Source organism: Gemmatimonadaceae bacterium (assembly GCA_019637355.1).
Taxonomy (GTDB): Bacteria; Gemmatimonadota; Gemmatimonadetes; order Gemmatimonadales; family Gemmatimonadaceae; genus Pseudogemmatithrix.
Genome location: JAHBVT010000001.1, coordinates 2,178,181 through 2,203,118, shown reverse-complemented (window position 1 = coordinate 2,203,118; position 24,938 = coordinate 2,178,181). Strand labels below are relative to the sequence as shown.

At 69.0% G+C, this 24,938-nt stretch carries 14 protein-coding genes; 6 read left to right on the top strand and 8 right to left on the bottom strand.

What is annotated here, in order from left to right; genetic code table 11:
• Nucleotides 1–84: 84 nt before the first annotated feature.
• Complete coding sequence (locus KF689_10130) at nt 85–1,872, top strand: acyl-CoA dehydrogenase (GenBank protein MBX3133729.1); 1,788 nt, start codon at nt 85–87, stop codon at nt 1,870–1,872.
• A 13-nt stretch (nt 1,873–1,885) separates the two neighbouring features.
• Here the strand turns inward: KF689_10130 and KF689_10125 are convergent, their stop codons facing one another.
• Genes KF689_10125 through KF689_10090 form a run of 8 tightly spaced genes read right to left on the bottom strand, consistent with a single transcriptional unit; the run spans nt 1,886 to nt 10,274 of the window.
• Nucleotides 1,886–3,517 (bottom strand): MHS family MFS transporter, encoded by a 1,632-nt coding sequence (locus tag KF689_10125; protein ID MBX3133728.1) that lies wholly within the window; start codon nt 3,515–3,517, stop codon nt 1,886–1,888.
• Nucleotides 3,518–3,539: 22 nt separating this feature from the next.
• Complete coding sequence (locus KF689_10120) at nt 3,540–4,640, bottom strand: ABC transporter permease (protein MBX3133727.1); 1,101 nt, start codon at nt 4,638–4,640, stop codon at nt 3,540–3,542.
• Nucleotides 4,640–5,755, bottom strand: a complete 1,116-nt coding sequence (locus tag KF689_10115) for an ABC transporter permease (GenBank protein ID MBX3133726.1) — start codon at nt 5,753–5,755, stop codon at nt 4,640–4,642. The genes KF689_10120 and KF689_10115 overlap by 1 nt, the downstream gene beginning before the upstream one ends.
• Complete coding sequence (locus KF689_10110; GenBank protein ID MBX3133725.1) at nt 5,752–6,489, bottom strand: ABC transporter ATP-binding protein; 738 nt, start codon at nt 6,487–6,489, stop codon at nt 5,752–5,754. Before KF689_10110 ends, KF689_10115 begins: the two co-directional genes overlap by 4 nt.
• Entirely contained in the window at nt 6,486–7,430 is a 945-nt protein-coding gene (locus tag KF689_10105; GenBank protein MBX3133724.1) for an ABC transporter ATP-binding protein, read from the bottom strand. Before KF689_10105 ends, KF689_10110 begins: the two co-directional genes overlap by 4 nt.
• Nucleotides 7,427–8,317: an HlyD family efflux transporter periplasmic adaptor subunit gene (locus KF689_10100; protein ID MBX3133723.1), complete on the bottom strand. Its 891-nt coding sequence runs from the start codon at nt 8,315–8,317 to the stop codon at nt 7,427–7,429. Before KF689_10100 ends, KF689_10105 begins: the two co-directional genes overlap by 4 nt.
• The gene (locus tag KF689_10095; GenBank protein ID MBX3133722.1) at nt 8,317–9,606 is read right to left on the bottom strand and encodes a TolC family protein; all 1,290 of its coding nucleotides are present in this window, start codon (nt 9,604–9,606) and stop codon (nt 8,317–8,319) included. Before KF689_10095 ends, KF689_10100 begins: the two co-directional genes overlap by 1 nt.
• Nucleotides 9,603–10,274, bottom strand: a complete 672-nt coding sequence (locus KF689_10090) for a TetR/AcrR family transcriptional regulator (protein ID MBX3133721.1) — start codon at nt 10,272–10,274, stop codon at nt 9,603–9,605. Before KF689_10090 ends, KF689_10095 begins: the two co-directional genes overlap by 4 nt.
• 128 nt (nt 10,275–10,402) lie before the next feature.
• Here KF689_10090 and KF689_10085 point away from each other — a divergent pair, with 128 nt between their 5' ends.
• The 5 genes from KF689_10085 to KF689_10065 all read left to right on the top strand — a co-directional run bounded on the left by KF689_10085 (nt 10,403) and on the right by KF689_10065 (nt 24,859).
• Nucleotides 10,403–12,595 carry a DPP IV N-terminal domain-containing protein gene (locus KF689_10085; protein MBX3133720.1) on the top strand — a complete coding sequence of 731 codons (2,193 nt, stop codon included), beginning with the start codon at nt 10,403–10,405 and terminating at the stop codon, nt 12,593–12,595.
• A complete protein-coding gene (locus KF689_10080; GenBank protein MBX3133719.1) occupies nt 12,595–13,725 on the top strand; it encodes a hypothetical protein in 1,131 nt (376 codons plus the stop codon). The genes KF689_10085 and KF689_10080 overlap by 1 nt, the downstream gene beginning before the upstream one ends.
• 7 nt (nt 13,726–13,732) lie before the next feature.
• The gene (locus KF689_10075) at nt 13,733–14,506 is read left to right on the top strand and encodes a class I SAM-dependent methyltransferase (GenBank protein ID MBX3133718.1); all 774 of its coding nucleotides are present in this window, start codon (nt 13,733–13,735) and stop codon (nt 14,504–14,506) included.
• A gap of 67 nt (nt 14,507–14,573) precedes the next feature.
• Complete coding sequence (locus tag KF689_10070) at nt 14,574–15,038, top strand: hypothetical protein (protein ID MBX3133717.1); 465 nt, start codon at nt 14,574–14,576, stop codon at nt 15,036–15,038.
• 71 nt (nt 15,039–15,109) lie between these two features.
• The gene (locus KF689_10065) at nt 15,110–24,859 is read left to right on the top strand and encodes a hypothetical protein (GenBank protein ID MBX3133716.1); all 9,750 of its coding nucleotides are present in this window, start codon (nt 15,110–15,112) and stop codon (nt 24,857–24,859) included.
• Nucleotides 24,860–24,938: the final 79 nt, after the last annotated feature.

Sequence of the window (24,938 nt, the reverse complement as noted above, 5' to 3'; positions counted from 1 at the left end):
GTGTGTCGGCAGGCCGCGGGGCGCACGTGGACCGCCGAATGCGCCCTCGGTAGCTTCAACAATCACCTTCGCTTGGGCTCTCCGATGCTGCCGCGCCGCGACCTCGACTTCCTGCTCTACGAACTTCTCGGCGCCGATGCACTGGCCACGCGGCCGAGGCACGAGGGGCAGGGGCGCGAGATATACGATGCGGTGCTCGATACCGCCGAGGGCGTCGCGCGCGAGTACTACGCGCCCAACCGCAAGGCCAACGACCAGCAGGAGCCGGAGATCCGCGACGGCAAGGTCGTGCTGCAACCCGGGGTGAAGCCCGCCTGGAACGCCACGGCGGACGCGGGGATCATCGCCGCCACACACGACGAGTCGCGCGGCGGGCTGCAGCTCCCGCACGTCATCGCTTCGGCGGCCATCGCGCATCTCGAGGCCGCAAATATCGGAACGGCCAGCTACCCGATGCTCACGGCCGGCGCCTCGAACCTCTTGGCGGCGTTCGTGAGCGAGGAGCAATTGGCCCGCTGGTTGCCACCGTTGCTCACGGGTCGGTTCTCCGGCACGATGGCGCTGACCGAGCCCGATGCCGGCTCGTCGCTGGCGGACCTGCGAACGAAGGCCATCCCGCAGCCTGATGGCAGCTATCGCATCGAGGGCACGAAGATCTGGATTTCCGGCGGCGAGCACGAGCTCACCGAGAACATCGTGCACCTCGTGCTGGCGCGGATCGAAGGCGCGCCGGCGGGCACGAAGGGCATCTCCCTATTCATCGTGCCGCGAAAGCTCGTGGGCCCTGACGGGAGCGCCGGCGCGGACAACCACGTCACGCTCGGCGGGCTCATCCACAAGATGGGCTGGCGCGGCACGACGTCCACGCTGCTGAACTTCGGTGAGCGCGGTGCCTGCGTCGGCGAACTACTCGGGAAGCCGCACCACGGCCTCGCCTATATGTTCCATATGATGAACGAGGCGCGCATCGGCGTCGGGCGCGCCGCGACGGCGATGGGCTATGCCGCCTTCCGCTCGGCGCTTGACTACGCACAGCAGCGGCGCCAGGGCCGCGTGCCCGGCGAGAAGGACCCGTCGAAGCCGCCGGTGGCGATCATCGAGCACGCGGACGTGCGGCGAATGTTGCTGGTCGCCAAGACGGCCGCCGAGGGCTCGCTGCACCTCGTGCTGTATTGCGCGCGACTGGTGGACGAGCAGCAGACGGTCGCCGATGACGCGGCGCGTACGCGCGCCACGCGCCTGCTCGAAGCGCTCACCCCGATCGCCAAGACCTGGCCCAGCGTCTATTGCCAGGAGGGCATCAGCGCGGCGGTGCAGGTGATGGGCGGCTACGGCTATGCGCGCGAGTACGACGTGGAGCAGCTGTACCGCGACAACCGCCTGAACCAGATCCACGAGGGCACCAACGGCATCCAGGCGCTGGACCTGCTCGGGCGGAAGGTGACGCAGGATCAGGGCGCGTGCTTCCACGCGCTGCTTGAGGACCTGCAGCGGATGGCCTCTGGTGCGACGTCAGCTGCGCTCGCGCCGCTGGCGGCACAGCTGCAGGAGGCGGCAAAGCGGATGACGTCAGTCACGCAGAGCCTCGTACGCGCAATACAGTCGGAGCCTGCGCGCGGCCTTGCCAACGCCACCGCGTATCTCGAACTGGTGTCGCGGGTGGTGTACGCTGGGCTGTGGCTGGAGCAGGCGACGGTCGCCGAGCGGGCGCTGGCGTCCGGCGCCGGACTATCGGACGTCGCGTTCTACGAGGGCAAGCTGCAGGCGGCCAAGTTCTACTTCGGCTTCGAACTGCCGAAGCACGAGGCCGACGCCGCCTTGCTGCTCCGGAACGACCCGGCGGCATTCGAGATGCGCACGGAGTGGTTCTAGCGCAGTCGCCGGCTCAGGCGTCCTCGAGGTCGACGTCCTTGGTTTCCGGCAAGAGCAGCATCCCGATGACCAGCGTCATCACGGCGATCGCCACCGGGTAGCGCAGTCCGGCATAGAAGTCGCCCGTCGCCGCGACGATGGCGAAGGCGGTGGTGGGCAGGAAGCCGCCGAACCAGCCGTTGCCGATATGGTAGGGCAGGGACATCGAGGTGTAGCGGATGCGCGTGGGGAAAAGCTCGACGAGCATCGCCGCCACGGGGCCGTAGGTCATCGTGACGAGCAACATCAGCGCGAACAGGATGAGCACCACGCGCGGGCGGTCGAGCGCGTCCATATCGGCGCGCTCAGGATAGCCGGCGGCGGTCAGGGCGGCGGTGATCTCCGACTCGAAGCGCGCTCGCGCGCTGCCGTCGCTGTCTTGTCTCGCGTCGAACGACCTCACCTGCGCGGCACCGACCTTCACGACGGCGCTGGCTTCGGTCCGCTGGTTCTCGTACGGGATGCCGCGGCGCACGAGCGCTGCCTTCGCCACGTCGCAGGAGGTGGTGAACTGAGCGGTGCCAACCGGATTGAACTGCACCGAGCACTCGCGTGGGTCAGCGAGGACCTGCACTGGCGAGGTGGCCTGCGCGCGCGCCAATGCCGGATTCGCCGCCGCGGTGAGTGCGCGGAACAACGGGAAGGTGCCGACCGCCGCGAGGAGGCAGCCGGTTAGGATGACGCGCTTGCGTCCCACCTTGTCCGAAAGCCAACCGAACACGATGAAGAACGGCGTGCCCAGCAGCAGCGCCGTGGCGACCAGGATGTTGGCGGCCTGCGCCTCGACCTTCAGCGTCTGCGTGAGGAAGAACAGCGCGTAGAACTGTCCCGTGTACCAGATGACGGCCTGACCGGCGACCAACCCGAACAGCGCGATGAGCACGATGCGCAGATTGCCCCAGCGCGCAAAGGATTCGCGCAGCGGTGCCTTCGACTGCGTCCCCTCGGCTTTCATCTTCTTGAACACCGGGGACTCGTCGAGCGAGAGGCGAATCCACGTGGAGATGCCCAGCAGCACGATCGAGAAGAGGAAGGGAATGCGCCAGCCCCAGGCCTCGAAGGCCTCGGCGCCGAGCAACACGCGGCAACCGAGGATCACGAGCAAGGAGAGGAACAATCCCAGCGTCGCCGTGGTCTGGATCCAGCTGGTGTACAGCCCGCGCTTGCCCGCCGGCGCGTGCTCGGCCACGTACGTTGCCGCACCGCCGTACTCGCCGCCGAGCGCGAGACCCTGCGCGAGTCGCAACAGGATCAGAATCACGGGCGCGAAGATGCCAATCTGAGCGTAGGTCGGCAGGATGCCCACCAGGAACGTGGACGCCCCCATCAGCACGATAGTGATGAGGAAGGTGTACTTTCGGCCGACCAGGTCACCGATACGGCCGAAGAACACGGCGCCGAAGGGCCGTACGGCGAACCCCGCGGCGAAGGCCATCAGGGCGAAGATGAACCCGGCGGTCTCATTGACGCCGGAGAAGAACTGGCGCGAGATGATGGCCGCGAGCGAGCCGTAGAGATAGAAGTCGTACCACTCGAAGACCGTGCCGAGGGACGAGGCGAGGATGACGCGGCGGACGTCCTTGGTGGGGGCGAGAGGTTCGAGCATCGCGGGAATCTACCGCGCGCCGCTACGCTCCGCCTTTGCGGTACTGTCGGACGGCCAGCGTCATCAGCACGGCACCGGCCAGCGCGAGCGCCCCGAGGCGCGGGAGTACCTCCAACAGCCCCGCCCCCTTCAGCATCACGCCCCGCATCATCGCGATGAAGTGCATCAGCGGGTTCAGTGCCGCGATGCCCTGCGCCCACTCCGGCATCGAGCGCACGGGTGTGAACAGCCCGCTCATCAGGATGTAGACCATCATCAGCGAGAAGGCGACGAACACCGCCTGCTGCTGGGTCTCGGCCACGCTGGACACCCAGAGGCCGATCCCGAGCGCCGCGACCAGGTAGAGCGCGGCACCGGCGTACAGCAGCACCAGCGACCCCTCGATCGGAACCTGGAAGATGAGTCGCGCGACGAGCAGGCCGACGCTGAGCTGGACGAGGCCGATGATCCAGAACGGAATGAGCTTGGCGGCGACGAAGGTCGTGCGTCCGATCGGCGTGACGTTCAGCTGGTCCAGCGTGCCGGCCTCCTTCTCCCGCACGATGTTGAGGGCGGCCATAAACGTGCCGGCGATCGTGATGAGTTGCACGAGGATGCCGGGCACCATATACCAGCGGTAGTCGAGCGCTGGGTTGAACCAGAAGCGACGGTGCAGGTCGAGGCGCGGCGGGCGGTGGTCCGTGGCGAGTTCCGCGCCGAAGCGCGAGAGCACCTCCGCGGCGTACGAACTCGCCACGCCCGCTTGGGCGCCGTCTTCCGCGTTGAAGGCCAGTTGCACCATACCGTGCCTCGTGCGCGCGAGGTCGCGCGCGAAGCCGCCCGGGATGGACAGGATGGCGTCGGCATCGCGCGCCAGCAGCGCCTCGGTGCCGTCTGCCGCCCGCGAGGAGCGCCCGACCACGGTGAAGCGTCCAGTGCCCTGCAGGCGTTCGACGAGGGCGGTCGAACGCTCGCTGCGGTCCTGGTCCACGACCCAGAGCCGGCTGTGCTTCACCTCGAAGCTCGCGGCGTTGGCGAGGATGACGAGCTGGATGATCGGCGCGAGGAAGAGCAGCCGCAGGATCGTCGGGTCGCGACGGATCTGCAGGAACTCCTTGCGGAGCAGGACGCGGAGGGCGCGCATCAGTCGAGCCTCACTGAGAACTTGCGGATGGCCAGCGACACGAGGGCCGTGAACATCAGTGCGAGGATGACGAACTGGGGCCAGAGTTCCGTCCAGCCGGCGCCCTTGAGCATCACGCCGCGGGAGATCTCGATGAACCAGCGCGCCGGCACCAGGTGCGAGAGCAACTGCAGCGCGGTGGGCATCGACGGGATTGGGAAGATCATCCCGCTCAGCAGCGTGCTCGGCATCATCGTGCCCATCAGGGCAGCGAGCATCGCCGAGAGCTGCGAGCTGGTGACGGCGGCGATGAGCACGCCGAGCGCGAGGCCGACCATCGCGTAGAGCGTGCTGCCGGCCATCAGGGTCACGAGCGCGCCGCGGAATGGCACGCCGAACACCAGCCACGCGGCCACCAGCACCGAGACCACGTTCACGAAGGCCAGCAGCAGATACGGTGCGACCTTGCCGACGATCACCTGCCACGGGTGCAGCGGTGAGACGAGCAGGACCTCCATCGTCCCGCGCTCCCGTTCGCGCGAGAGGGAGATGGCCGTCATCAGCGCCGTGACGATGGTGAGGATGGGCGCGATCAGGCCCGGCACGAAGAGGTTCACGCTCTCGAGCGTGGGATTGAACAGCATCCGAATGCGCGGCTCGATGGTCACGCCCGCCGCCCGCGGCGTCACTTCCTGCTCCCAGGCACGGAGCACGGCGAGCACGTGCGTCTGCATCGTCGAGCCGGTGTTCGGGTCTGAGGCATCGGCGATCACCTGCAGTTCGACGGGCTCACCGCCGCGAAGGCCGGCCGCCAGGCCGGGCGCGATCACCAGGGCGACGTCCGCCCGCCCGCTGCGGAAGGCCGCGTCCAATGCGCCTGGTGCGGGCGTCAGGTCCACGAGCGTAAAGCGTCCGTTCCGCTCGAAGCGGGTCCGCAGGGCTGCCGTCTCGTAGTCGGGTGCCTGCGCCACGAAGGCGAGCCGGATGTCGCGCACATCCGTGCGCAGCGCGAAGCCGAACAGGATCAACTGCGCCACCGGCAGGCCGAGGAGGATGATCAGCGTCTGCCGGTCGCGGAGGATGTGACGGAACTCCTTCACGACGAAGGCGCCCAGCGCCTCGAGTGCGCGCCTCACGCGGCCACCCCCTGGCCGCGGGCCAGGCGCACGAAGACTTCGTCGAGGCTGTCACAGGCGAACTCGGCTTTCAGCTCCTCCGGCGTCCCCAGCGCCGCCAGCTTGCCGTCAGTCATAATCGCGACGCGGTCGCAGTACTCGGCTTCATCCAAGTAGTGCGTCGTCACGAACACCGTCGTGCCGCGCGCCGCAGCGGCGTAGATGAGCTCCCAGAACTGGCGGCGCGTCACCGGGTCCACGCCGCCGGTGGGCTCATCCAGGAACACCACACGCGGCTCGTGGAGCAGGGCGACCGAAAACGCCAGCTTCTGCTTCCAGCCGAGCGGCAGCGTGCGCACGAGCAGGTCGGCGTGCGCGTCGAGGTCTAGCGTGGCGATCAACTGCCCGCCGCGGGCCGCGACCTCCGCGTCGCTCAAGCCGTAGATGCCGCCGTACAGCGCGATGTTCTCACGGACCGTGAGGTCGTCGTAAAGCGAGAAGCGCTGGCTCATATAGCCGATGCGTCGGCGCACCTGCTCGGCGTCCGTGGCGACATCGAAGCCCGCGACCTTCGCCACGCCCTCAGTGGGTGCCAGGAGTCCGATGAGCATTCGGATGGCGGTCGTCTTGCCGGCGCCGTTGGCGCCCAGGAAGCCGAAGACTTCGCCCTGCGCGACGTCGAAGCTGATGCGGTTCACGGCGGTGAAATCGCCGAAGCGGCGCGTCAGTCCGGCCACGTGGATGGCGACGCTCACGCGGCCGCTCCGGGCGTGGCGCCCATTAGTTCGATGAACGCGTCCTCGATGCCCGGCCGCGTTGGCGTGACGCGGGCGTCTGTCAGGCCCTGCGCCTTGAGGAACGCTTCGAGTTCCGCGACCAGCGCCGCCGGCGCGATATCGCTGCGGCGGTCGCTGAAGTGGACGACCACGCCGAAGGGGTACGCCGAGGCAACCGTGGGAAAGGCCCGCAGTGCCGCAAGCAGCTGTGCGCGCTGCCGTGCACGCACCGCGAAGAGCGGGCGCGGGAAGCGCGCGCCGATCCGACCGGGTTGGTCGATCGCGAGCACTCGGCCCTGCTGCACGAGCGCCACGCGGTCACAACGCGCCGCCTCGTCCATATACGGCGTCGAGACGACGATGCTCAGCCCGCCGGCCTGCAGCCCGGCCAGCAGGTCCCAGAACTCGCGGCGCGAGACGGCGTCCACGCCGGTGGTGGGCTCGTCGAGGAAGAGCAGCTGGGGCCGATGCACCAACGCGCAGCTGAGCGCGAGCTTCTGCTTCATCCCGCCGGAGAGCGCGGCCGCACGCCGGTCCTTGAAGGCTTCGATCTGCCGGTAGATCGGCGCGATCACGTCGTAGCCGTCCTCGAGGCGGGTCCCGAACACTGACGCGAAGAAGCGCAGGTTCTCCTCCACCGAGAGATCTCCGTACAACGAGAACCGTCCCGGCATATAGCCGACCCGCGCGCGGATGGCCCAGAGGTCGCGCACGACATCACGGCCGAGCACGCTGGCGCGGCCGGTGTCCGGACGCATCAGCGTGGTGAGGATGCGCATCAATGTCGTCTTGCCGCCACCGTCCGGGCCGACGAGGCCAAAGATCTCGGCGGGCTGCACCGTAAACGACACCTGGTCGAGCGCCTGCGTCGCGCCGAAGCGCTTCGACAGCCCCTCCACCACGACCGGTGATTCACTCACGGAGCGGCTGTCCAGTTGACGTCGCCGGGCATCCCGATCTTGAGACGGCCCTGCGGGTCGGCCACGCGCACCTTCATCGCGTAGACGAGGTCGGCCCGCTCGTTGCGCGTCTGGATCGGCGTCGGCGTGAACTCCGCGCGCGCCGAGATCCACGCGATGGTGCCTGGGAACGCGACGAGCGAGTCGCCGATGGTCGCGTGCACGGTCACGGATTGGCCGAGACGCACGTGGCCGAGCTGGTCGCCCGTGAGGTAGGCGCGCAGGGTGAGGGTGGAGAGGTCGGCAAGGCTCACCAGCGCCTGGCCCGGCTGCACGCTCTCCCCGATGCGGGCGAAGGTCGTGAGGACCGTTCCGGCCAACGGCGCACGTACCTGTGCGCGCGCCAAACGGTCGTCGACGGCGGCGATGCGGGCATCGAGCGATGCGAGTTCCGCCGTCAGCGACGCCTGCCCCGCCTGGAGCGCCTCGCGCTGCGAGGCGAGCACGCGCAGGTCGCGTTCGGCGGCATCGTGCTGCTGCGCCGTCGCTGCGTCGCCATCGCGCAGGCGCTGCACCCGCTGCATCGCGCGCTCGGCGATCTCGTGCTGCGCCTCGGTGGACGTCAGCTGCGCGCCGAGTTCCTGTCGCCGCGCCAGCACGACGCCGCGCTGCGCCTGCAGTTGCCGGCGCTCGATGGACAGCGGCTGCGTGTCGATGAGGGCGAGCAACTCGCCCGCCGCCACCGGCTGGCCTTCAAGCGCGTCGAATCGCAGGATCGGCCCTGCGGTCTGCGCCGCGATGACGACGTCATCGGCCTCGAAGTTGCCGTAGGCGTCGGGCCTGCCGTCGCCGGTGCAGGCCGCAAGCGCGAGGGCGCCGGCCAACGCGAGGAAGGAATGGCGAGGCATCACTTGATCTCCTGTCCAACAGTGGTGAGAAAGCGAGCCTGAGCCTCGGCGAGCTGCACGCGGTGCAGGTCGCGGGCGCTGCGGGCGCCCATCAGGGCCGTCTCGCGGTCCACGAGCTCGGCGGCGGTGACGCCGCCTTCGGCAAAGCGGCGGCGCGCCTCGAGCGTGACGCGTTCGTGCAGGGCGATGATGGCGTCATCGCTGGCGAGACTGCGCTGCAACCGGTCCATCGCCGCGAGATCGCGTTGCACGGCACGGCGGAGCTGTTCCGAGAACTGCGCTTCTTCGCTGGCGACGATCTCCTGCTGCAGGCGCTGGACCTCGGCGTCGCGCGCCGAGGCGCCCCAGAGCGTCGGCGACCATTCCAACTGCACGCCGGCGATCCAGTACGACTGAAAGTCCCGTGCCAGCGGATTGATGCCCGGCCGGCCGTAGCCGCTACGCGCGAAGGCGGAGACGCGCGGCAGGTCGCTGCGCCGCGCCTGGCTGGCGCGCGCGGCCAACGCCTCGCGGCTGCCCGTGAACGCGTCGTACTCGGGACGCGCGCGCAGCGTGTCGAGTGCGCGGCGCGCCTCGGCGGCTGGTGCCTCGAGGTCTGGCAATGCGAGCCGAGCCGGTTCCGCGATGCCAACGCCGGTCAACGAGGCGAGGACGGCGCGCGTGGCCTCGCGCGTGGCGTCAATGTCGTCAAGGGTCTGCCGCCGTCGCAGCAGCTCCGCGTCCAGCAGCGCAACGTCGCCGGCGAGCGCGGCGCCGGCCGCCAGTCGCGTGGCGGCGAGCCGGCGGTGCGTCTCGAGATCGGCGATGGTCGCCTCGAGGGTGCGCCGTTCGGCGTCGAGCGCGAGCAGCGTGAAGAACGCATCGTTCACCTGCGCCCGCTGTTGCCACAGGCGACCGCGAACCTGCGCCTCGGCTTCGTCGAACTGCGCGCGCTCGAGCTCCGCGCGCGGGCGGCGCGACGGGTCGAAGAGCCGTTGGCGGACCGTCACGTAGGCGTCGTACTGCTGATAGGGCACCATCGGCACGCCGCCGATGGCCGGCACGTCGGAGACGTACTGGCCGCTGGCGAGCGCGGAGACGCCGGGGAGCTGCTCGCGAGAGAGGTTGCGCGTGCGCAGCGCCGACTGCGCATCCAGCAGCGGCAACTGTGCGGCGCGCCGGTCCTGGCGCTGCATCGCGGCGAGCAGGGCAGGGAGCCGAAGCGAATCGTCCTGCGCCACGAGCGCCGTCATCGGCAGGGCCGACGCGAGCATCACCGCGGCGAGACCAAGGCGGGCAAAGGGTGTCATTGGCGGACGGCGTTGAGGATGAAGCGCGGGAGATCGTCACAGCGCTCGTCGAGGAAGCGGTCGAAGGCAGCCTGGTCCATCGCGAGTACGCCGCCGAGGATGCTGCGCGCGACGAACGGGAAGGCGAGCAGCGCCATCACGTTGATGACCAGTTGCTCGGCGCGGATTGGACGCATCTCACCGGCGGCGACGCGGGCGTCGATCATCTGCTGCGCGACGGCGAGCACGGGCGGCGGACCTTGTTCCGGGCTCCGCCCGGTGACGGCGGCGAAGATCGCGAGGACGCGCGCCGGGTTGTGATGGGCCTCGGCGGCGAGGTACGGCGGCAAGAACGGCGTCTGGCGCATCGTGGTGATGTAGCTGCGGACGAATCCGCTCAGCGCGTCCTCGAGCGACGCATCCGCACGCAGCGTCTGCGGCAGCGCCGCCAGGATCTTGCCCGCCGCTTCGCGCAGCACGCGGTCGGCGAGCGCCTGCTTCGTGCGGAAGTAGTAGTGGAGCAGCGCCTGGTTGACGCCGGCCTCGCGGGCGATGTCCTGCATCCGCGCCCCGGCCGTCCCGGCGCGAGTGAAGACCACGCGGGCGGCGGCGAGTATGCGCGCTTCGGTGTCCTGGCTCGCGTCGGGGGCCGACGGCTTGGCGGATGGGAGTTTCCGGGCTTTGGTCATCGAGTTTAACTATCTAGTTAAAACGACAGACGCGCAAGCCCCCTGCCTCGTGAATCGCGCCAGGAAGGCTTCGCGGGACGGCCTCAGCCGGTAAGTTTCGGCCGTAGCCTGGCCTGTTCCCCCTCTATATGAAGAGACCTATGCGCCTGCTCCGCTCACTCGCCCTCGCCGCCCTGACCCTGCCCACGCTGGTCGCCGCCCAGGGCCGCCAGCTCACTGACCAAGACTACGCCCGCGCCGAGCGCCGCCTCGCGCCGGCCGTGATGCCGCTGGTCAGCGGTCAGGTCACGCAGCCCACCTGGCTCGCCGATGGCCGCCTCTCCTACCGCGTGAACCTGGCGGCGGGCGCCGAGCAGCGCATCGTGGATCCGGCACGCAACACGAGCCGCGTGTGCACCGAGCAGGACGCCTGCACCCCGCCAGCCCCGGCGCGGCCGGCGCAGTCGATTCCGCCGAACTCGAGCCTGAGCCCGGACCGCGGCAAGGCCGCGTTCATCCGCAACCACAACCTGTGGGTGAAGGACCTCGTGACCGGCGTCGAGACGGCGCTGACCACGGATGGCGTCGAGGATTTCGGCTACGCCACCAACAACGCCGGCTGGGTGCACAACAACAATCCGGTGCTCAACTGGAGCCCGGATTCGCGGCAGATCGCGACCTTTCAGCACGACGGCCGCGGCGTCTCGATGATGTACCTCGTCTCGACCAACGTCGGCGCGCCGCGGCTCGACGCTTGGCGCTACCCGCTGCCGGGTGACTCGGTGATCTTCCGCGTCCAGCGCGTGGTCGTCGCGCTCGATGGCGGCGACGGCAAGCCCAAGGTCACGCGCCTCCAGATGCCGCCGGACCAGCACCGGTCCACGGTCAGCGACCACATCGCCTGCGGCCTCGAGGTCTGCGACCTCGAGTGGTTCCCGGACGGCTCGCAGCTGGCGTTCGTGTCGTCCTCGCGCGATCACAAGCAGGCCTGGGTGCGCGTGGCCGATGCCCGCACGGGCGCGGTGCGCACCCTGTTCGAGGAGCGCGCCGAGACGCACATCGGCGACGCGTCGCTGGCGTCGGGCCTCTGGCGCGCACTGCCGGCCTCCAACGAGCTCATCTGGTGGTCCACGCGCGACGGCTGGGTGCATCTCTACCTGTACGAGCTCAGCACCGGCCGCCTCAAGAACCGCATCACCACCGGCGACGGCAACGTGACGGGCATCCTGCGCATCGATGCGCGTGCACGGCGCATCTACTTTACCGCGCAGGGGCGTGAGGCCGGGCGCGACCCGTACTTCCAGTCGCTGTACCGCGTGAACTTCGACGGGCGCCAGTTGGTGCACCTCACGCCCGAAGTCGGGCACCATCAGGTGAACCTCTCGCCGGACGGCCGCTGGTTCGTCGATACCTACTCGCAGCCGAACGTGCCGCAGGTGGTCGTGCTGCGTGACGCGAACACGGGCCGCATCGTGCGCGAGCTCGGGCGCACGGACATCTCCCGCCTGACGGCCACCGGCTGGCGTCCGCCCACGCCGTTCACGGTGAAGGCGCGCGACGGCCAGACGGACCTCTACGGCCTGATGTTCACGCCGACCGAGCTCGACAGCACGCGCAAGTACCCGATCATCAACTACATCTATCCGGGTCCGCAGGGCGGCTCGGTGGGCAGCCGCGCGTTCTCGCCGTCCCGCTCCGACCATCAGGCGCTGGCCGAGCTGGGCTTCATCGTGGTGGCGATCGACGGGATGGGGAGCTCACCGCAGCGCTCCAAGGCCTTCCACGACTTCTATTACGGCCGGATGGGCGACAACACGATCCCGGACCAAGTGGCCGGGATGCAGGAGCTGGCGCGCCGCTATCCTTTCATCGACATCGACCGTGCCGGGATGTGGGGGCACTCGGGCGGCGGCTTCGCTACGGCAGCCGCGATGTTCCGCGCACCGGACTTCTTCAAGGTCGGCATCGCCGAGTCGGGCAATCACGACAACCGCAACTATGAAGACGACTGGGGCGAGCGCTATCAAGGCTTGCTGGTGCGCAACGGCAACTCGGATAACTACGCCGCCGAGGCCAACCAGACGCACGCCGCCAACCTCAAGGGCAAGCTGATGCTCATCCACGGGATGATGGACGACAACGTGCCGCCGTATAACACGCTGCTCGTCGTCGACGCCCTGATGAAGGCCAACAAGGACTTCGACCTCATTATGCTGCCGCACGCGCGCCACGGCTTCGGGCAGGATGGGGCGTACATTATGCGCCGTCGCTGGGACTACTTCGTGCAGCACCTGCAGGGCAACGTGCCGCCGAAGGAGTACCGGATGGGGCAGCGGCGTTGATGCGCCGCGCAGCGGTTGCGCTGACCGTCTTCGCCGCCGCCTGCGGCGGCGAGGGCGGCGGCGTGAAGACGGCGGACATTCGCATCGATCCCACGCCGGTGCTGTCTATCGGCGTCGAGGAGGGCGACGAGCCGTACCAGCTACACCTCGTCCGCGATGCAATCCGTCTCGCCGACGGCCGCGTGGTCGTGGCGAACACAGGCTCGCAGGAGCTCCGGATCTTCGATGCGGCCGGCCGCTACACCGGCGCGCTGGGCCGCCGCGGCGGCGGGCCAATGGAGTTCAGCGAGATGTCGTCGATGCTGCTCCACCCGCTCGGCGACGGCATCGTCGCGGCGGATGACGGCGTCTTCCGCGTGCATCACATCGGCGCCGACCTGCGCTACCGCACGACGCGCGCCTTCAGCCTCTCGACCGAGACGCCGCGCCCGTTCCTGCGCGCTGTGGCCGCCAATGGTGACCTCATCGCGACGGCCTTCGCGGACGGTGGCCGCCTCACCGGCCAGCCCGGGCAGGTACTGCCGTCCTCGTACCACATCCTGCGCTACGATTCGCTGGGCACGCTCCGCGACACCGTGCTGCAACTGCCCAGCCGCCCGCGCTTCGTGAACGAGCACGCGGGCTCGGTTCACTTTCCGTATTTGCCCCTGTCATCGGAGACGCTCTGGGCGGTGGATGGCGACCGCCTGGTGCTCGTGAGTCCGGTAGCCCCGGTGCTCGAGTTCCGCGGCTTCGACGGGCAGGTGACCGGCGAGGAAGCGTGGATGCGCGCGCGCGTGCGCACGGCCGATGTCTGGGAGGAGTACCAGCGCCGCGCGTTGGCCCAGATGCGCGGCGCCGACAGCGCACGCTACGCCGCGCTCTACGCGAAGGCGCTCCCGATGCCTGAGTACGCACCGCTCTATCAGGGCATCAAGCTCGATGGCGCGCGGCGCATCTGGCTTGAGCGATTCCGGATGCCGGGTGTGACGCAGCAGCGCTGGGACGTGCTCAGCCCCGAGGGCAAACTGTTGGGCGAGGTTGCGACACCCGAGGGCGTGACCGTGCTGCGCATCGGCCGCGATCACCTCGTCGGCCGCGCCCGCGACTCGCTCGGCGTCGAGCGCGTGCAGATCTTCCGCGTCGAGTAGCTCGCGCGTGCCCACTGGCCGCGTGCCGACGTTGCGGGAGTTCCACGCGGCCGTCGCGGCGCTGCCGCACGCGGAGCGTCCGTTGCACCTGCAGCGGCTGGCGACGATCGGGCAGTACCGTCACGCCTATGCGCTGACGCGCCGGTTCCTCGGCGAGGCGCAGGCCGTGCTGGACTGGGGCTGCGGCAACGGACACTTCTCGCGCTTCTTGCTTGAGTCGGGTTGTGATGTCACCGGCTACTCGTACGAGCCGCCGCCCGAGTTCGTGCTGGCGCATCCGCAGTTCCGCTTCGTGGCCGGGACGCCAGACGCGCCGGTGACGTTGCCCTTCGCGGACGCGAGCTTCGACGCTGTCTTCAGCGTCGGGGTGCTCGAGCACGTGCACGAGCTCAGCGGGGACCAGCAGGGGTCCTTCGACGAACTGCTCCGCGTGCTGCGGCCCGGAGGGCGGATGTTCGTCTTCCACTTTCCGAACGCGGGCAGTTGGATCGAGGCTGCCGTGCGCTGGCGCAATCGCCGTGGCGCGGTCCGGCACGAACACACACGGCTCTTTTCGGCAGCCGACATCCACGGCTACCTGCGCGGACGCGGCGCGCGGGCGCTCGCGATGGGTCGCTATAACCTGTTCCCACGCAACTCCTGGCTCCGGCTGCCGGCGTGGCTTGGGGACAACCGCGCCATCTGCGGGGTACTCAATGTGCTGGACGACGCGCTGGGCACCCTACTGCCCGCGCTCGCGCAGAACTGGTATTTCGCGGTCCAGAAGGACGCCGCAGATTGACCTTCGTCAAGGCCGCATCGTCCTTCTGGGGCAGGTTCCTGATTCTCTCTTAGCCCTGAGGTCCCCGATGCTCCGTCGCATTCTCGCCGTCTCCGCCTTCCTCGCGCTGGCCGCCGCGCCGGCGCAGGCCCAGATCCCGTTGCTCGACATCCGCGTAGGTGCGCACGGCGCGCTGCCGCAGGGTGACTTCGCAGATTCCCACGACGCCGGCATCGGCGCCTACTTCCGCGCCGGGGTGCCGCTGCTGGTCGTGAAGATGATGGGCAGCGTGACCTACACGCAGTTCAAGGCAGCTAATCCGCTCATCGAAGACGTGTCGGAGATCACGCTGCAGGTCGGGCCGCACTTCTCGCCCATCCCGCTGCTCGACCTCGGTGCCGAGTTCGGCTACCTCACCGACGCCCAGGAATGGGCGTTCACCCCGAACATCTCGGTGGGCCTGCTGATGTTCGAGGCCACGGCCTCGTACAACAAGCCCTTCAAGAGCGGGGCGGGCAGCTGGGTCACGCTCGGCGTCGGCTTGCGATTCTAGGGGCGCCAGCCGGGTCGAAATTGTGACCTAGGTTTCTTGCGAAGGGGCGGTTTGGGGCGCACGTTCTGTGCGTGCCATTCCGCCCCTTCCGCCGTCCCATCGCCATCGCGGCGCTGGGGGTCATTTCTGCGTTGAGCTGCGGCCGCGAGGTCACGGCGCCCGAAGGGCGCTGGGTGGCCCGCGGCTTCTCGTTTGCTCCGCAGTTCCGGGCCGGTGACATCGCCAGTTCCGTCCTGAGCGAACTCGTGCCCTTCGATCGCGTGCGCGTGCTCCTGCACAATGCTGCCGGCGATGTCGTTGTGGACCGGGTGGTGGACTTCCCCAGCGGGGCCGACTCGGTGCCGCTGAGCCTCACCGTGCCGCTGGGCTCGGCTTCCGGCGAGGTGATGGCGCTGTCACTCGCCTACATCAACGCCAGCGGCGACACCGTCTTCCGCGGCGGGCCGGTGTCGGTCACCGTCGTCCCGACGCGGGCTGGCGCGCCGCCCCCGCCCGCGCCGACCATCGACGTGGACTATGTGGGCGTGGGCGCCGACGCGGTCAGCGTACAGATCACGCCACGTGCGGATACGGTGCTGTCTGGGAACGCCTTCGCCTTCACGGGGCAGGCGCTCGGTGCCGACTCGCTGCCGATCGCCAACACGCCGATCGGCTGGCGATCACTGAGCCCGTCGCTGGCGACCATCTCCGCCGCCACCGCGGGCAGCGGCACGACGCTGGCCGGCCGTGGCGAGGCGCGCATCGAGGCGTTCTTGCTCTCGGGGCAGACGGACACGGTGAGCGTGGTCGTCCTCCCGCGGGCGGCGACCATCGAGGTCGTGTCTGGGAACAACCAGGTTGGTTTGCCCGGCCAGACCCTGTCGGCGCCGGTGGTGGTGCGCGTGCGTGCCAGCGACAACCTGCCGATGGCCGGCGTGAGCGTGAACTTCGTCGCGGGCGGCGACGGCGGGGTCGGCACCTCGCCGGTCGTCACCGATGCCAACGGCCTCGCGAGCACCACGTGGACGCTCGCCACCACGACGGGTGCGCAGGCGCTGACCGCCAACTTCACCGGCAACACGGGCCAACCAGCCGTCTTCGCGGCCTCCACGCCGACGGTGCAGCTCCTGCACCACTTCCCCTTCACGTCGGGACTCACGGACGTGGCGGGAAGTGCCAGTGGAAGCCTGCTCGGCGCTGCCACGGTCGCTGACGGCGTGTTGACCCTCGACGGCGAGGGCGCGCACGCGCAGTTCACCTCGGCGCTGGTGCCGTCCGGGTCGTGGACCATCTCGCTGTTCGTACGCAACCGGACCTCGCTGAGCACGCAGGTGGCGTATCTGTCGCAGGGGACTGGGCTGGCGCCCGCGTTGACGCTCGGCCACGGCAGCGACGGCGGGTTCACGTATCTCGATACCCAAGGCGGCGGCGCGCTCGCGCCGACGATCGACGGACTCTTCCACCATCTCGTGGTGGTCGCCGACTCGTTCAGCAACTCCGTCACGGTGTATCGCAACGGGACGCCGTGGATCACCGGCAACCCATACGTGTCCATCCCCTCCGGCGGGACGTTCACGCGGCTCGGGCGCGGCGTGGATGGGACCGATGCGTTCTTCGCTGGCGACATCGACGAACTGCGGATCTATTCCGGCGCGCTGGACCCTTCCGCGATCACCGCGCTCTACACGGCGGGCGCGAGCGCGCCGGCGCGCATCGTCTTCACGTCGCAGCCGGCGCACGTCGCTGTCGGTGTGCCGATTGTCCCAGCCGTGTGCGTGGCCGTCGAGGACGTCCTCGGCCGCCCGATGCCATCGTTCAGCGGCAACATCACGATGGCGCTGGGCAACAATCCCGGTGCTGCTACGCTCGGCGGCACGACCATCGTGGCCGCCTCGGGCGGCGCGGCCTGCTTCAACAACCTGACCGTCAGCGAGGCGGGGACGGGCTACACGCTCGTGCCGAGCGCCGCCAACGCCGTCGGAACCGTGAGCGCGCCCTTTGACGTGGTCGATCAAGGTCTGGCCGCGCTCGTCGTCACGACCTCGGTGGGTGCACAGGTCGCCGGTGTGACGCTCACGCCGCAGATCGTCGTCGAGGCGCGCACCGCCGGCGGCGCCGTGGCGACCGACTTCGACGGGCCGGTGACGATGGTCGTCGCAAGCGGACCCGGCGGGGCCGTCCTCAGCGGCACCACGACCGTGGTGGCGGAGAACGGCATCGCCGTCTTCGATGACCTGAAGCTCACCGTCGCCGGGGCCGGCTACGTGCTGGACGCGACGACGTCCGGCGCCGCGAACGGGTCCACCAATGCGTTCACCGTCACGGCCGGGGACGTCTCTCGCGTCGCGATCACGCAGGCGCCGACGACCGGGACAACCGGTGTGGCGCTGACGCCCGCGATCCTGGCGAGCGCCTTCGACGCGTACGGCAACTTCGCGAACACGTTCACCGGCGTGCTGAGCGTCGCCATCGCGACCTCGCCGGCCGGCGCCGAGCTCAGCGGCACGACCGACGTCGCTGCCGTGGCCGGTGTCGCGAGCTTCAGCAATCTCCTCCTTGACCTACCGGGCGCGTACACGCTTGAAGTCGGCGCCGAGGGGCTCACGAGCGACACGACCGGGACGATTACGCTCGCCGCTGCCGCGGCCACCAAGCTGGTCTTTGCGCAAGAGCCCATCGGCGGCACCGTCAATGCGGCGCTGGCGCCACCGGTGATCGTGCACGCGTTGACTGACGACGACGCCCTCGCCGGCGGGTTTGACGGACCGGTGACCCTCGCGCTCGGAGCGAATCCCGGCGGCGCGACGCTCGGCGGCACGCTGACCGTCACGGCGGTCAATGGCGTCGCGACCTTCCCAGACCTGTCGATCAACGTCGCCGCGAACGGCTACACGCTGTCCGCCACGTCGTCCGGCTTGCTGCCGTCCACGACGTCGGAGTTCGACATCGTGCTCGCGGGCGTGACGAACTCGTGGACCAATCCGGCCGGCGGCCTCTGGTCCGAGCCGACGAACTGGAGCCAGGGCCGCGTGCCGGTGGCCACGGATACCGTCGCCATCGACTTGGCTGGCACATACACCGTGACGCTCAGCGCGTCCTACGCCGGTGCCTTGGTGCAGGTCGGCGGCGCGAGCGGCACGCAGACGCTCGACGTCACCGCAGGCACGCTCTCCACCGGGCTCGGCGTGGACATCGCGCCGAACGGGGTGCTGCAGTCGCGAAACGCGAGCGCCGTGGGCGGCAGCGGCAGCCACCGCGTCCGCGGCCTCTACCGCGTGGTCGGGGATGTCGTCCACAATGCGCCGCTGTACGTCGATACGGTCGGTACGCTCGAGGTCATCGGTGGCGGCGCGGGCAGCGTGAGCGCGCGACTCACGACATCCTCGACGATGACGATCGACGGCGCGGCCGTGATGTCGTCGGCGAACGGCGGATGGACGAGCACGATCCGCGTGACTGCGGGCCAACTGCATCTCGGTCCGACGGGCACGCTGCTGTCCGACATCGGGGCGTCCGGCTCGCGGATCATCGACGCCGCGCTCGACAACGAGGGGAGCATCGAGGTGCAGCAGTCGCTGCAGATCGACCGGGCGGGAACGACGCATCGCAACCGCGGCACGATCGACGTGGCCACGCAGACCCTGCTGGTCACGCAGAGCGGTGCCTCCCCGTCCTTCACGAACGAAGGGCTGATCATTATCCGCGCCAGTCGGCAGCTCCGCATCACCGGCGGCAGCGTAGACTTCGCGCCCGGCGAGATCGTGGGCGACTCGGGAGTCGTGACCCTGTGGAACGTCGGCGCGGCGAGCGTGGACTTCACGACGTCGCGCAGCCGCTGGGAATCCAATTCGGCTGGCGTGACCTTCACGCACCCGGTGACGATCGCGGCGGGCGACTCGTTGCGGTTCTTCGGCGGGAACTTCACCGCACCGGAGTGGCGGCCTGAGGGGCGGCACATCTTGCTCGGCAACGCGGTGCTCTTCGGTCCGGTGGTGACCGCGCCGGGCGGCACCATCGAGGTACGTGGCAACGGCACGATCGGCAGCGTCGAGGCAACCATCGATGAGAGCTTTACGAACACCGGGACCATCGAACTCAGTTCGATGAACTTGGGCTACTCGGCGGGCCTGCGCGTGCAGAATGGGCCGCTGGTCAACGCCGTCGGAGGCATCATCCGGAGCGCAGTGGGCGCCGGCGGCATCCGTACGCTCGACGCACAGCTCGACAACTCGGGTACGCTCGAGGTGCTGGCCAACCTGACCGTCAGCCGCATCAATGTGGCACACGTGCACCGGGATTCGCTGACCATCGGGGCCGGCACGCTCACGTTCAACCTCGGACCCAGCGGCAGCTTCACCAACCTCGGCGCAATCGAGGTGCTCACGGGCCGGCAGCTCGCCTTCACCACCGGCACGGTGCACCTGCGCGACGGTAGTCTTGTCAGCGACTCGGGCACGGTGAGCTTCTCGGGGACCGCCATCGACGCCGACGTCGGCTCGTTGCGGGCGCGCTTGGCCCTCGGCACGGGGACGAGCTTCGTCGACACGCTGTTGGTGCCGGTCGGCGACTCCCTGCGCGTCCTCAGCGGCACGCTCAACGCACCGGCGGTCGTCGTGGCCGGGCGCGTGGTCGCCTTGGGGTCGTTCACGCTTGCGGCCCCGCTCGTGACGGAGACCACCGGCACGCTGGAGTCGCGTTCGTCGAGCGTAGCGGGCACCACGATCTTCACGGTCACCGACGGGTTCACCAATCACGGGACCATCGAACTCGTCAGCGCCAACGCGGGGTATTCGAACGAGTTCCGCGTGACTAACGGCACGCTCGTCAATGCGGCAACCGGGACCATCCGGTCGCTCGTGGGGGCCGGCGGTGCGCGCACGCTCGGCGCGGAACTCGACAACAGCGGGACCCTCGATATTCAGCAGGCGCTGGCAATTAACCGCTCGGCGTCGGCACACGTCAACCGCAGCGCGATCGAGCTGACCGCCGCCAATCTCTCCGTCGTACAGAGCGGTGCCGGCCCGAGCTTCACGAACCTCGGCAGCATCACGATGGCGCCCGACCGGCAGATGAGCGTGACGGGCGGCACGCTGGATCTTGAGGGTGGTGTGCTCACGGGGCACGATGCGACGCTTTCGATCAGCTCGCTGTCGCTCGTCACGACGCCTGAGGCGCTGCGTGCGCGGGTGCATTTCAACGCGGGCACCTCGTTCGCGTCGCCCTTCACCATCCCGTCCGATGATTCCCTGCGCGTGGTCGGCGGAACCTTGCACGCCCCAGACCTCATCGTCGCGGGCCGCCTCGTCGCGCTCGGGAGCGCGACCATCACGGCGCCGGTGACCACCGAGGAATCGGGCGTCCTTGAAGCGCGGTCGAGCAACATCGGCGGGAGCGTCAATCTCAGCGTGTCCAGCGGATTCACGAACACGGGAACCATCGAACTCCGCGCGGCGGACGCAGGGTACTCTAGCACCTTCACGGTGTCGAGCGGGACCCTCGTCAATGCGCCCAGCGGTACCGTTCGCACCTTCGCCGGGAGTGGCGGGTTGCGTACGATCGCCGCTGAGCTGGACAATGACGGCACGCTGGACTTCCAGACGACGACGACATTGAGTCGAGCCTCTGCGGCGCACGTGAACCGCGGCTCGTTCACCTTGGATGCCGCCAACCTGACCGTCACGCAGACCGGCACCTCGCCGAGCTTCACGAACCTCGGGAGCATCCACCTGGCCACTGGACGCACGTTGAGCATCACCGGCGGCGCGGTCAATCTCTCGGACGGCACGCTGGTGGGCGACAGTGCGACGCTGTCGCTGGGGAACGTGGCGCTGACCGCGACACCTGCCAGCGCCCGTACGCGGTTCCACTACAACACCGGGACCAGCTATACGACGCCGTACACCATTCCGGCCGGCGATTCGTTGATCGTCGTGGGTGGCACGCTTGGCGGTCCGGGCCTCACGGTGGTGGGCCGCTACGTGTCGGCGGGCAGCAGCAACATCGCCGCGCCCGTCACGATGGATCCCGCCGGTACGCTCGAAGCCAGGTCATCCAACCTCTTCGGCGGCGTCACGCTGACCGTCGTCGACGGCTTCACCAACGAAGGCACGATCGAGCTCATCTCGGCCAATCTCGGTTATGGCACGACGTTCGCGGTCACGAATGGCACGTTGGTGAACGCCGACGGTGGCCGCATCCGCAGTCTCGTGGGCTCCGGCGGAACCCGCAGCCTCACTGCGCAACTCGACAACTCCGGCACGATCGAGCTGCTGCAGCCGCTCACGATCAACAAAGCGTCGGCGGCGCACGTGAACCGCTCGACGTTGGTCGTGGACGCGGCCAACGTCACCGTGTCGCAGACCGGCACGACGCCGAGCTTCACGAACCTCGGCCATATCGAAGTCCAGGCCGGCCGCAGCTTGGCGTTCACCGGCGGTATGCTCGACCTCGCCAACGGCACCCTGGATGGCGACGACGCGACTCTCTCCCTCAACGGCGTGACGCTGGTCGCGTCGCCGGACGGGATGCGCACGCGACTGGTGCTGCTCGGTGGCACGGCATTCGACGCGCCCTACACCGTCCCGGTGGGTGACTCGCTGCGCCTCATCTCCGGGACGCTCGGCGGGCCCTCGCTGACCGTGGCGGGCCGTCTCGTGGCGCTGTCGAACGCGGGGCTCTCCACGCCGCTCACCGTCCCGAGTAGCGGCACCATCGAGGTGCGGTCACAGAACACTTTCGGCGCCGCGTCGCTGACGGTGGCGGACGGCTTCACCAACGAAGGCACGATCGAGCTGATCGCCAACAATCTCGGCTACTCGACCACCTTCGCAGTCACGAACGGGACGTTGGTGAACGCGGCATCCGGGACTATTCGCACGTTGCCCGGCACAGGCGGCGGCACGCGCACGCTGGCCGCCGCGCTCGACAACGATGGTGCCTTGGATCTCCAGCACCCGCTGCTCATCCAGAAGAACGGCGCGGCGCACGTGCATCGCTCGACGTTCGCGCTGGGCCCGGCCGACCTCTCTATCTCGCAGACTGGGGGCAGTTTCCAGAACCTCGGCGACATCACGATGGCGACCGGGCGGGCACTCAACGCCACTGGCATCGCGCTGGACCTCGACGAGGGCACGCTGGTCGGCGACACGGCGACGCTGAATATGACCAACGTCTCGCTCGCGATGACGCCGGCGACGGTGCGCACGCGCCTTCGCTTCAACTCTGGGACGTCGTTCGCCTCGGCCCACACCGTGCCGGCGGGGGACTCGCTGGTCGTCACGGGCGGCACCATCGGCGGTCCGGGCCTGAGCGTGGACGGCCACCTCGTCGCGCTCGCGCCGATCACCATCAGCGCCCCGTTCGCGGTCGGGAGCACCGGGCATCTGGAGGCGCGGTCCACCAACGCGTTCGGCTCCGTCACCGTCACGGTGGGGAACGGGTTCACGAATGAGGGGCTCATCACCCTCGTGTCGGCCAACCTCGGATACGCGACGGCACTGACCGTGAACACGGGTACGCTGGTGAACGCCCTCGGCGCGACCATTCGCTCGCTGGCGGGGTCGGGCGGCACGCGCGCGCTCAACGCGCAGCTCGAGAACTCCGGCACGCTGCTCGTGGAGCAGCCGCTCACCATCACCCGGGCCAGCGGCGTCCACCTCAACGCGGCCACTGGCCTCATCGACGCCACTGCCGCCGACCTCACCGTCGCCGGCGCGGGACAGAGCTTCACGAACCTCGGCGCCATCACGCTTGGCTCGGGCCGCACGATGAGTGTCACGGCAGGTGCGCTCGACCTCGCCAACGGTACCCTCGACGGCGAGTCAGGGACGCTGTCGACATCCAACGTCACGCTGACCGTCACGCCGGCGTCAGCGCGCACGCGGTTCAACTTCGGCGCAGGCACGACACTCAGCGCGGCGCATACGATCCCGGTCGGTGACTCGCTGCGTATCGTCGGCGGCACGCTGAATGGGCCGGGGCTCAGCATCGAAGGACGCCTCGTCGCGATGGCGACGGCCACGCTCAACCTGCCCGTCACCTTGCCCTCGACCGGCGTGCTGGACGTCCGCGCGAGCAGCTTTGCGGGCGGATTCACCTTCACGATCGCCAACGGCTTCACGAACGAAGGCCTCATCCTCCTGGATGCGCAGAACCTCGGCTATACGCCGACGCTTGCCGTCACGAACGGCACGCTGGTCAACGCCAGTGGGGGCACCATTCGCGCCGCGACGGGCTCCGGCGGAAGCCGCGTCCTCAGGGCTGAGTTGGACAACAGCGGGACGCTCGACATCCAGCAGGCTCTGACGCTCGACCGCGCGGCGTCGCAGCACATCAATCGCTCCGCCATTGCCCTGACGACACACAACCTGACCATCACGCAGAGCGGGGCGGCGCCGAGCTTCCAGAATCTCGGCGTAATCTCGCTCGACGCCGGGCGCACCTTGGCCGTCAGCGGCGGTGCGGTCGATCTCAGTGGGGGCCAGGTGAATGGCTTCGGCGGGACGCTGCAACTGACGGGCGCGGCGCTCACCATCGGATCCCCAGCGGCGGCGCGCACGCGCCTGCTGTTCTCCAGCACGGCGTCGGCGTTGGCCGAGGACCTCACGATTCCCGCCGGTGACTCACTGCGCATCAGCGGCGGCACGCTGAATGGTCCAGGCACGTTGTTCGTCGAGGGGCGCCTCGCCGTCGTCGGCAGCATCACGCTGGCGGCACCGGTCGATAACACCGGTGGCGAAGTGTTGGTCAACGCGAACTCGGTCTGGGGCTCCGTCACGTTGACCCTCCCGAGCGGCTTCACCAACCGCGGGTTGCTGGCATTGAACGCGGAGTCCTCAGGGTGGACCAGCGCGGTTGCGGTGACCAGCGGCACGCTCAGCAACCAGCCGGACGCCACGATTCGCACGCTCGTCGGTGGCGGAGGCGGCCGGACCCTGCAGGCGCAACTGGACAACCAGGGCCTGCTCGACGTCGTGCACCCCTTGACCATCAATCGCGCGAGTTCCGTCCACCAGAGCTCGGGCACCGTCGCCGTGGCCAGCGGGGCGACGCTCATCGTCTCGCAGTCGGGTACGACGCCCAGCTTCACGAACACGGGCAACATCACGCTTGGCGGTACGGGGACGCAGCTCACGGCGAGCAACGGTGCATTCTCCGCCACGACCGGCTCGATCACGGGCAGCGGCACGCTGGCCTTCGCCGGCACCGTCAGTGCCGATCTCGCGGTCCCGGCGGTGAAGGTGCCGCTCAACCTCGGTGCTGGCACCACGTTGGCCAACGCCCTGACCATCCCGCTCGGCGATACGCTGACGCTCGTGGCCGGCACTCTCGCGGGCCCTGGCCTGGCGGTGAACGGAACGCTGGTCGTCAACGGCGTCTCCACCGTCGCGGCACCGCTCACCACCGGCCCGTCGGCGCTCATCGACATCCGCACCACGACGCTGACCACGCCGCAGTCGTGGACGAATAACGGCACGTTGCGGCTGTCGTCGATATCGGGTGCGGCGAATCCGACCTTGACGATGACGGGACAGACGCTGACCAACGCCTCGACCGGACTGGTCGATATGCCTACCGGCTTCAATGTCACCCGGTACATCAACGCCGGGACGATCGAGAACGAAGGCACGATGACCGTGGCCTCTGGCTTCAACAATAACGGCATCGTCAACCAGCACGGCACGATGAGCATTCTCTCGGGTACGACGACGATTCCCACGCTCAACCTGTTCGCGGGGCACACGACGACCGTCAACGGAACGCTGAGCGTGCCCACGGCGTGTAGCAACGCGGGTAATCCCATCACGGGCGAGGGAGTCTGGCCGGCCGCGTGCAATCCATAGGGCGGAACGCGGAAACCTCTCCGGCGCGGCTGCGTAGGACGAGCAAGAGAACGCTCACTCGCACCTGTTTCGGAGTATT

Coding starts and splice junctions, on each gene's coding strand:
- KF689_10095 (MBX3133722.1), bottom strand. CDS start 9,606: ATGACACCCTTTGCCCGCCTTGGTCTCGCCGCGGTGATGCTCGCGTCG.
- KF689_10125 (MBX3133728.1), bottom strand. CDS start 3,517: ATGCTCGAACCTCTCGCCCCCACCAAGGACGTCCGCCGCGTCATCCTC.
- KF689_10090 (MBX3133721.1), bottom strand. CDS start 10,274: ATGACCAAAGCCCGGAAACTCCCATCCGCCAAGCCGTCGGCCCCCGAC.
- KF689_10100 (MBX3133723.1), bottom strand. CDS start 8,317: ATGCCTCGCCATTCCTTCCTCGCGTTGGCCGGCGCCCTCGCGCTTGCG.
- KF689_10080 (MBX3133719.1), top strand. CDS start 12,595: ATGCGCCGCGCAGCGGTTGCGCTGACCGTCTTCGCCGCCGCCTGCGGC.
- KF689_10085 (MBX3133720.1), top strand. CDS start 10,403: ATGAAGAGACCTATGCGCCTGCTCCGCTCACTCGCCCTCGCCGCCCTG.
- KF689_10070 (MBX3133717.1), top strand. CDS start 14,574: ATGCTCCGTCGCATTCTCGCCGTCTCCGCCTTCCTCGCGCTGGCCGCC.
- KF689_10130 (MBX3133729.1), top strand. CDS start 85: ATGCTGCCGCGCCGCGACCTCGACTTCCTGCTCTACGAACTTCTCGGC.
- KF689_10120 (MBX3133727.1), bottom strand. CDS start 4,640: ATGCGCGCCCTCCGCGTCCTGCTCCGCAAGGAGTTCCTGCAGATCCGT.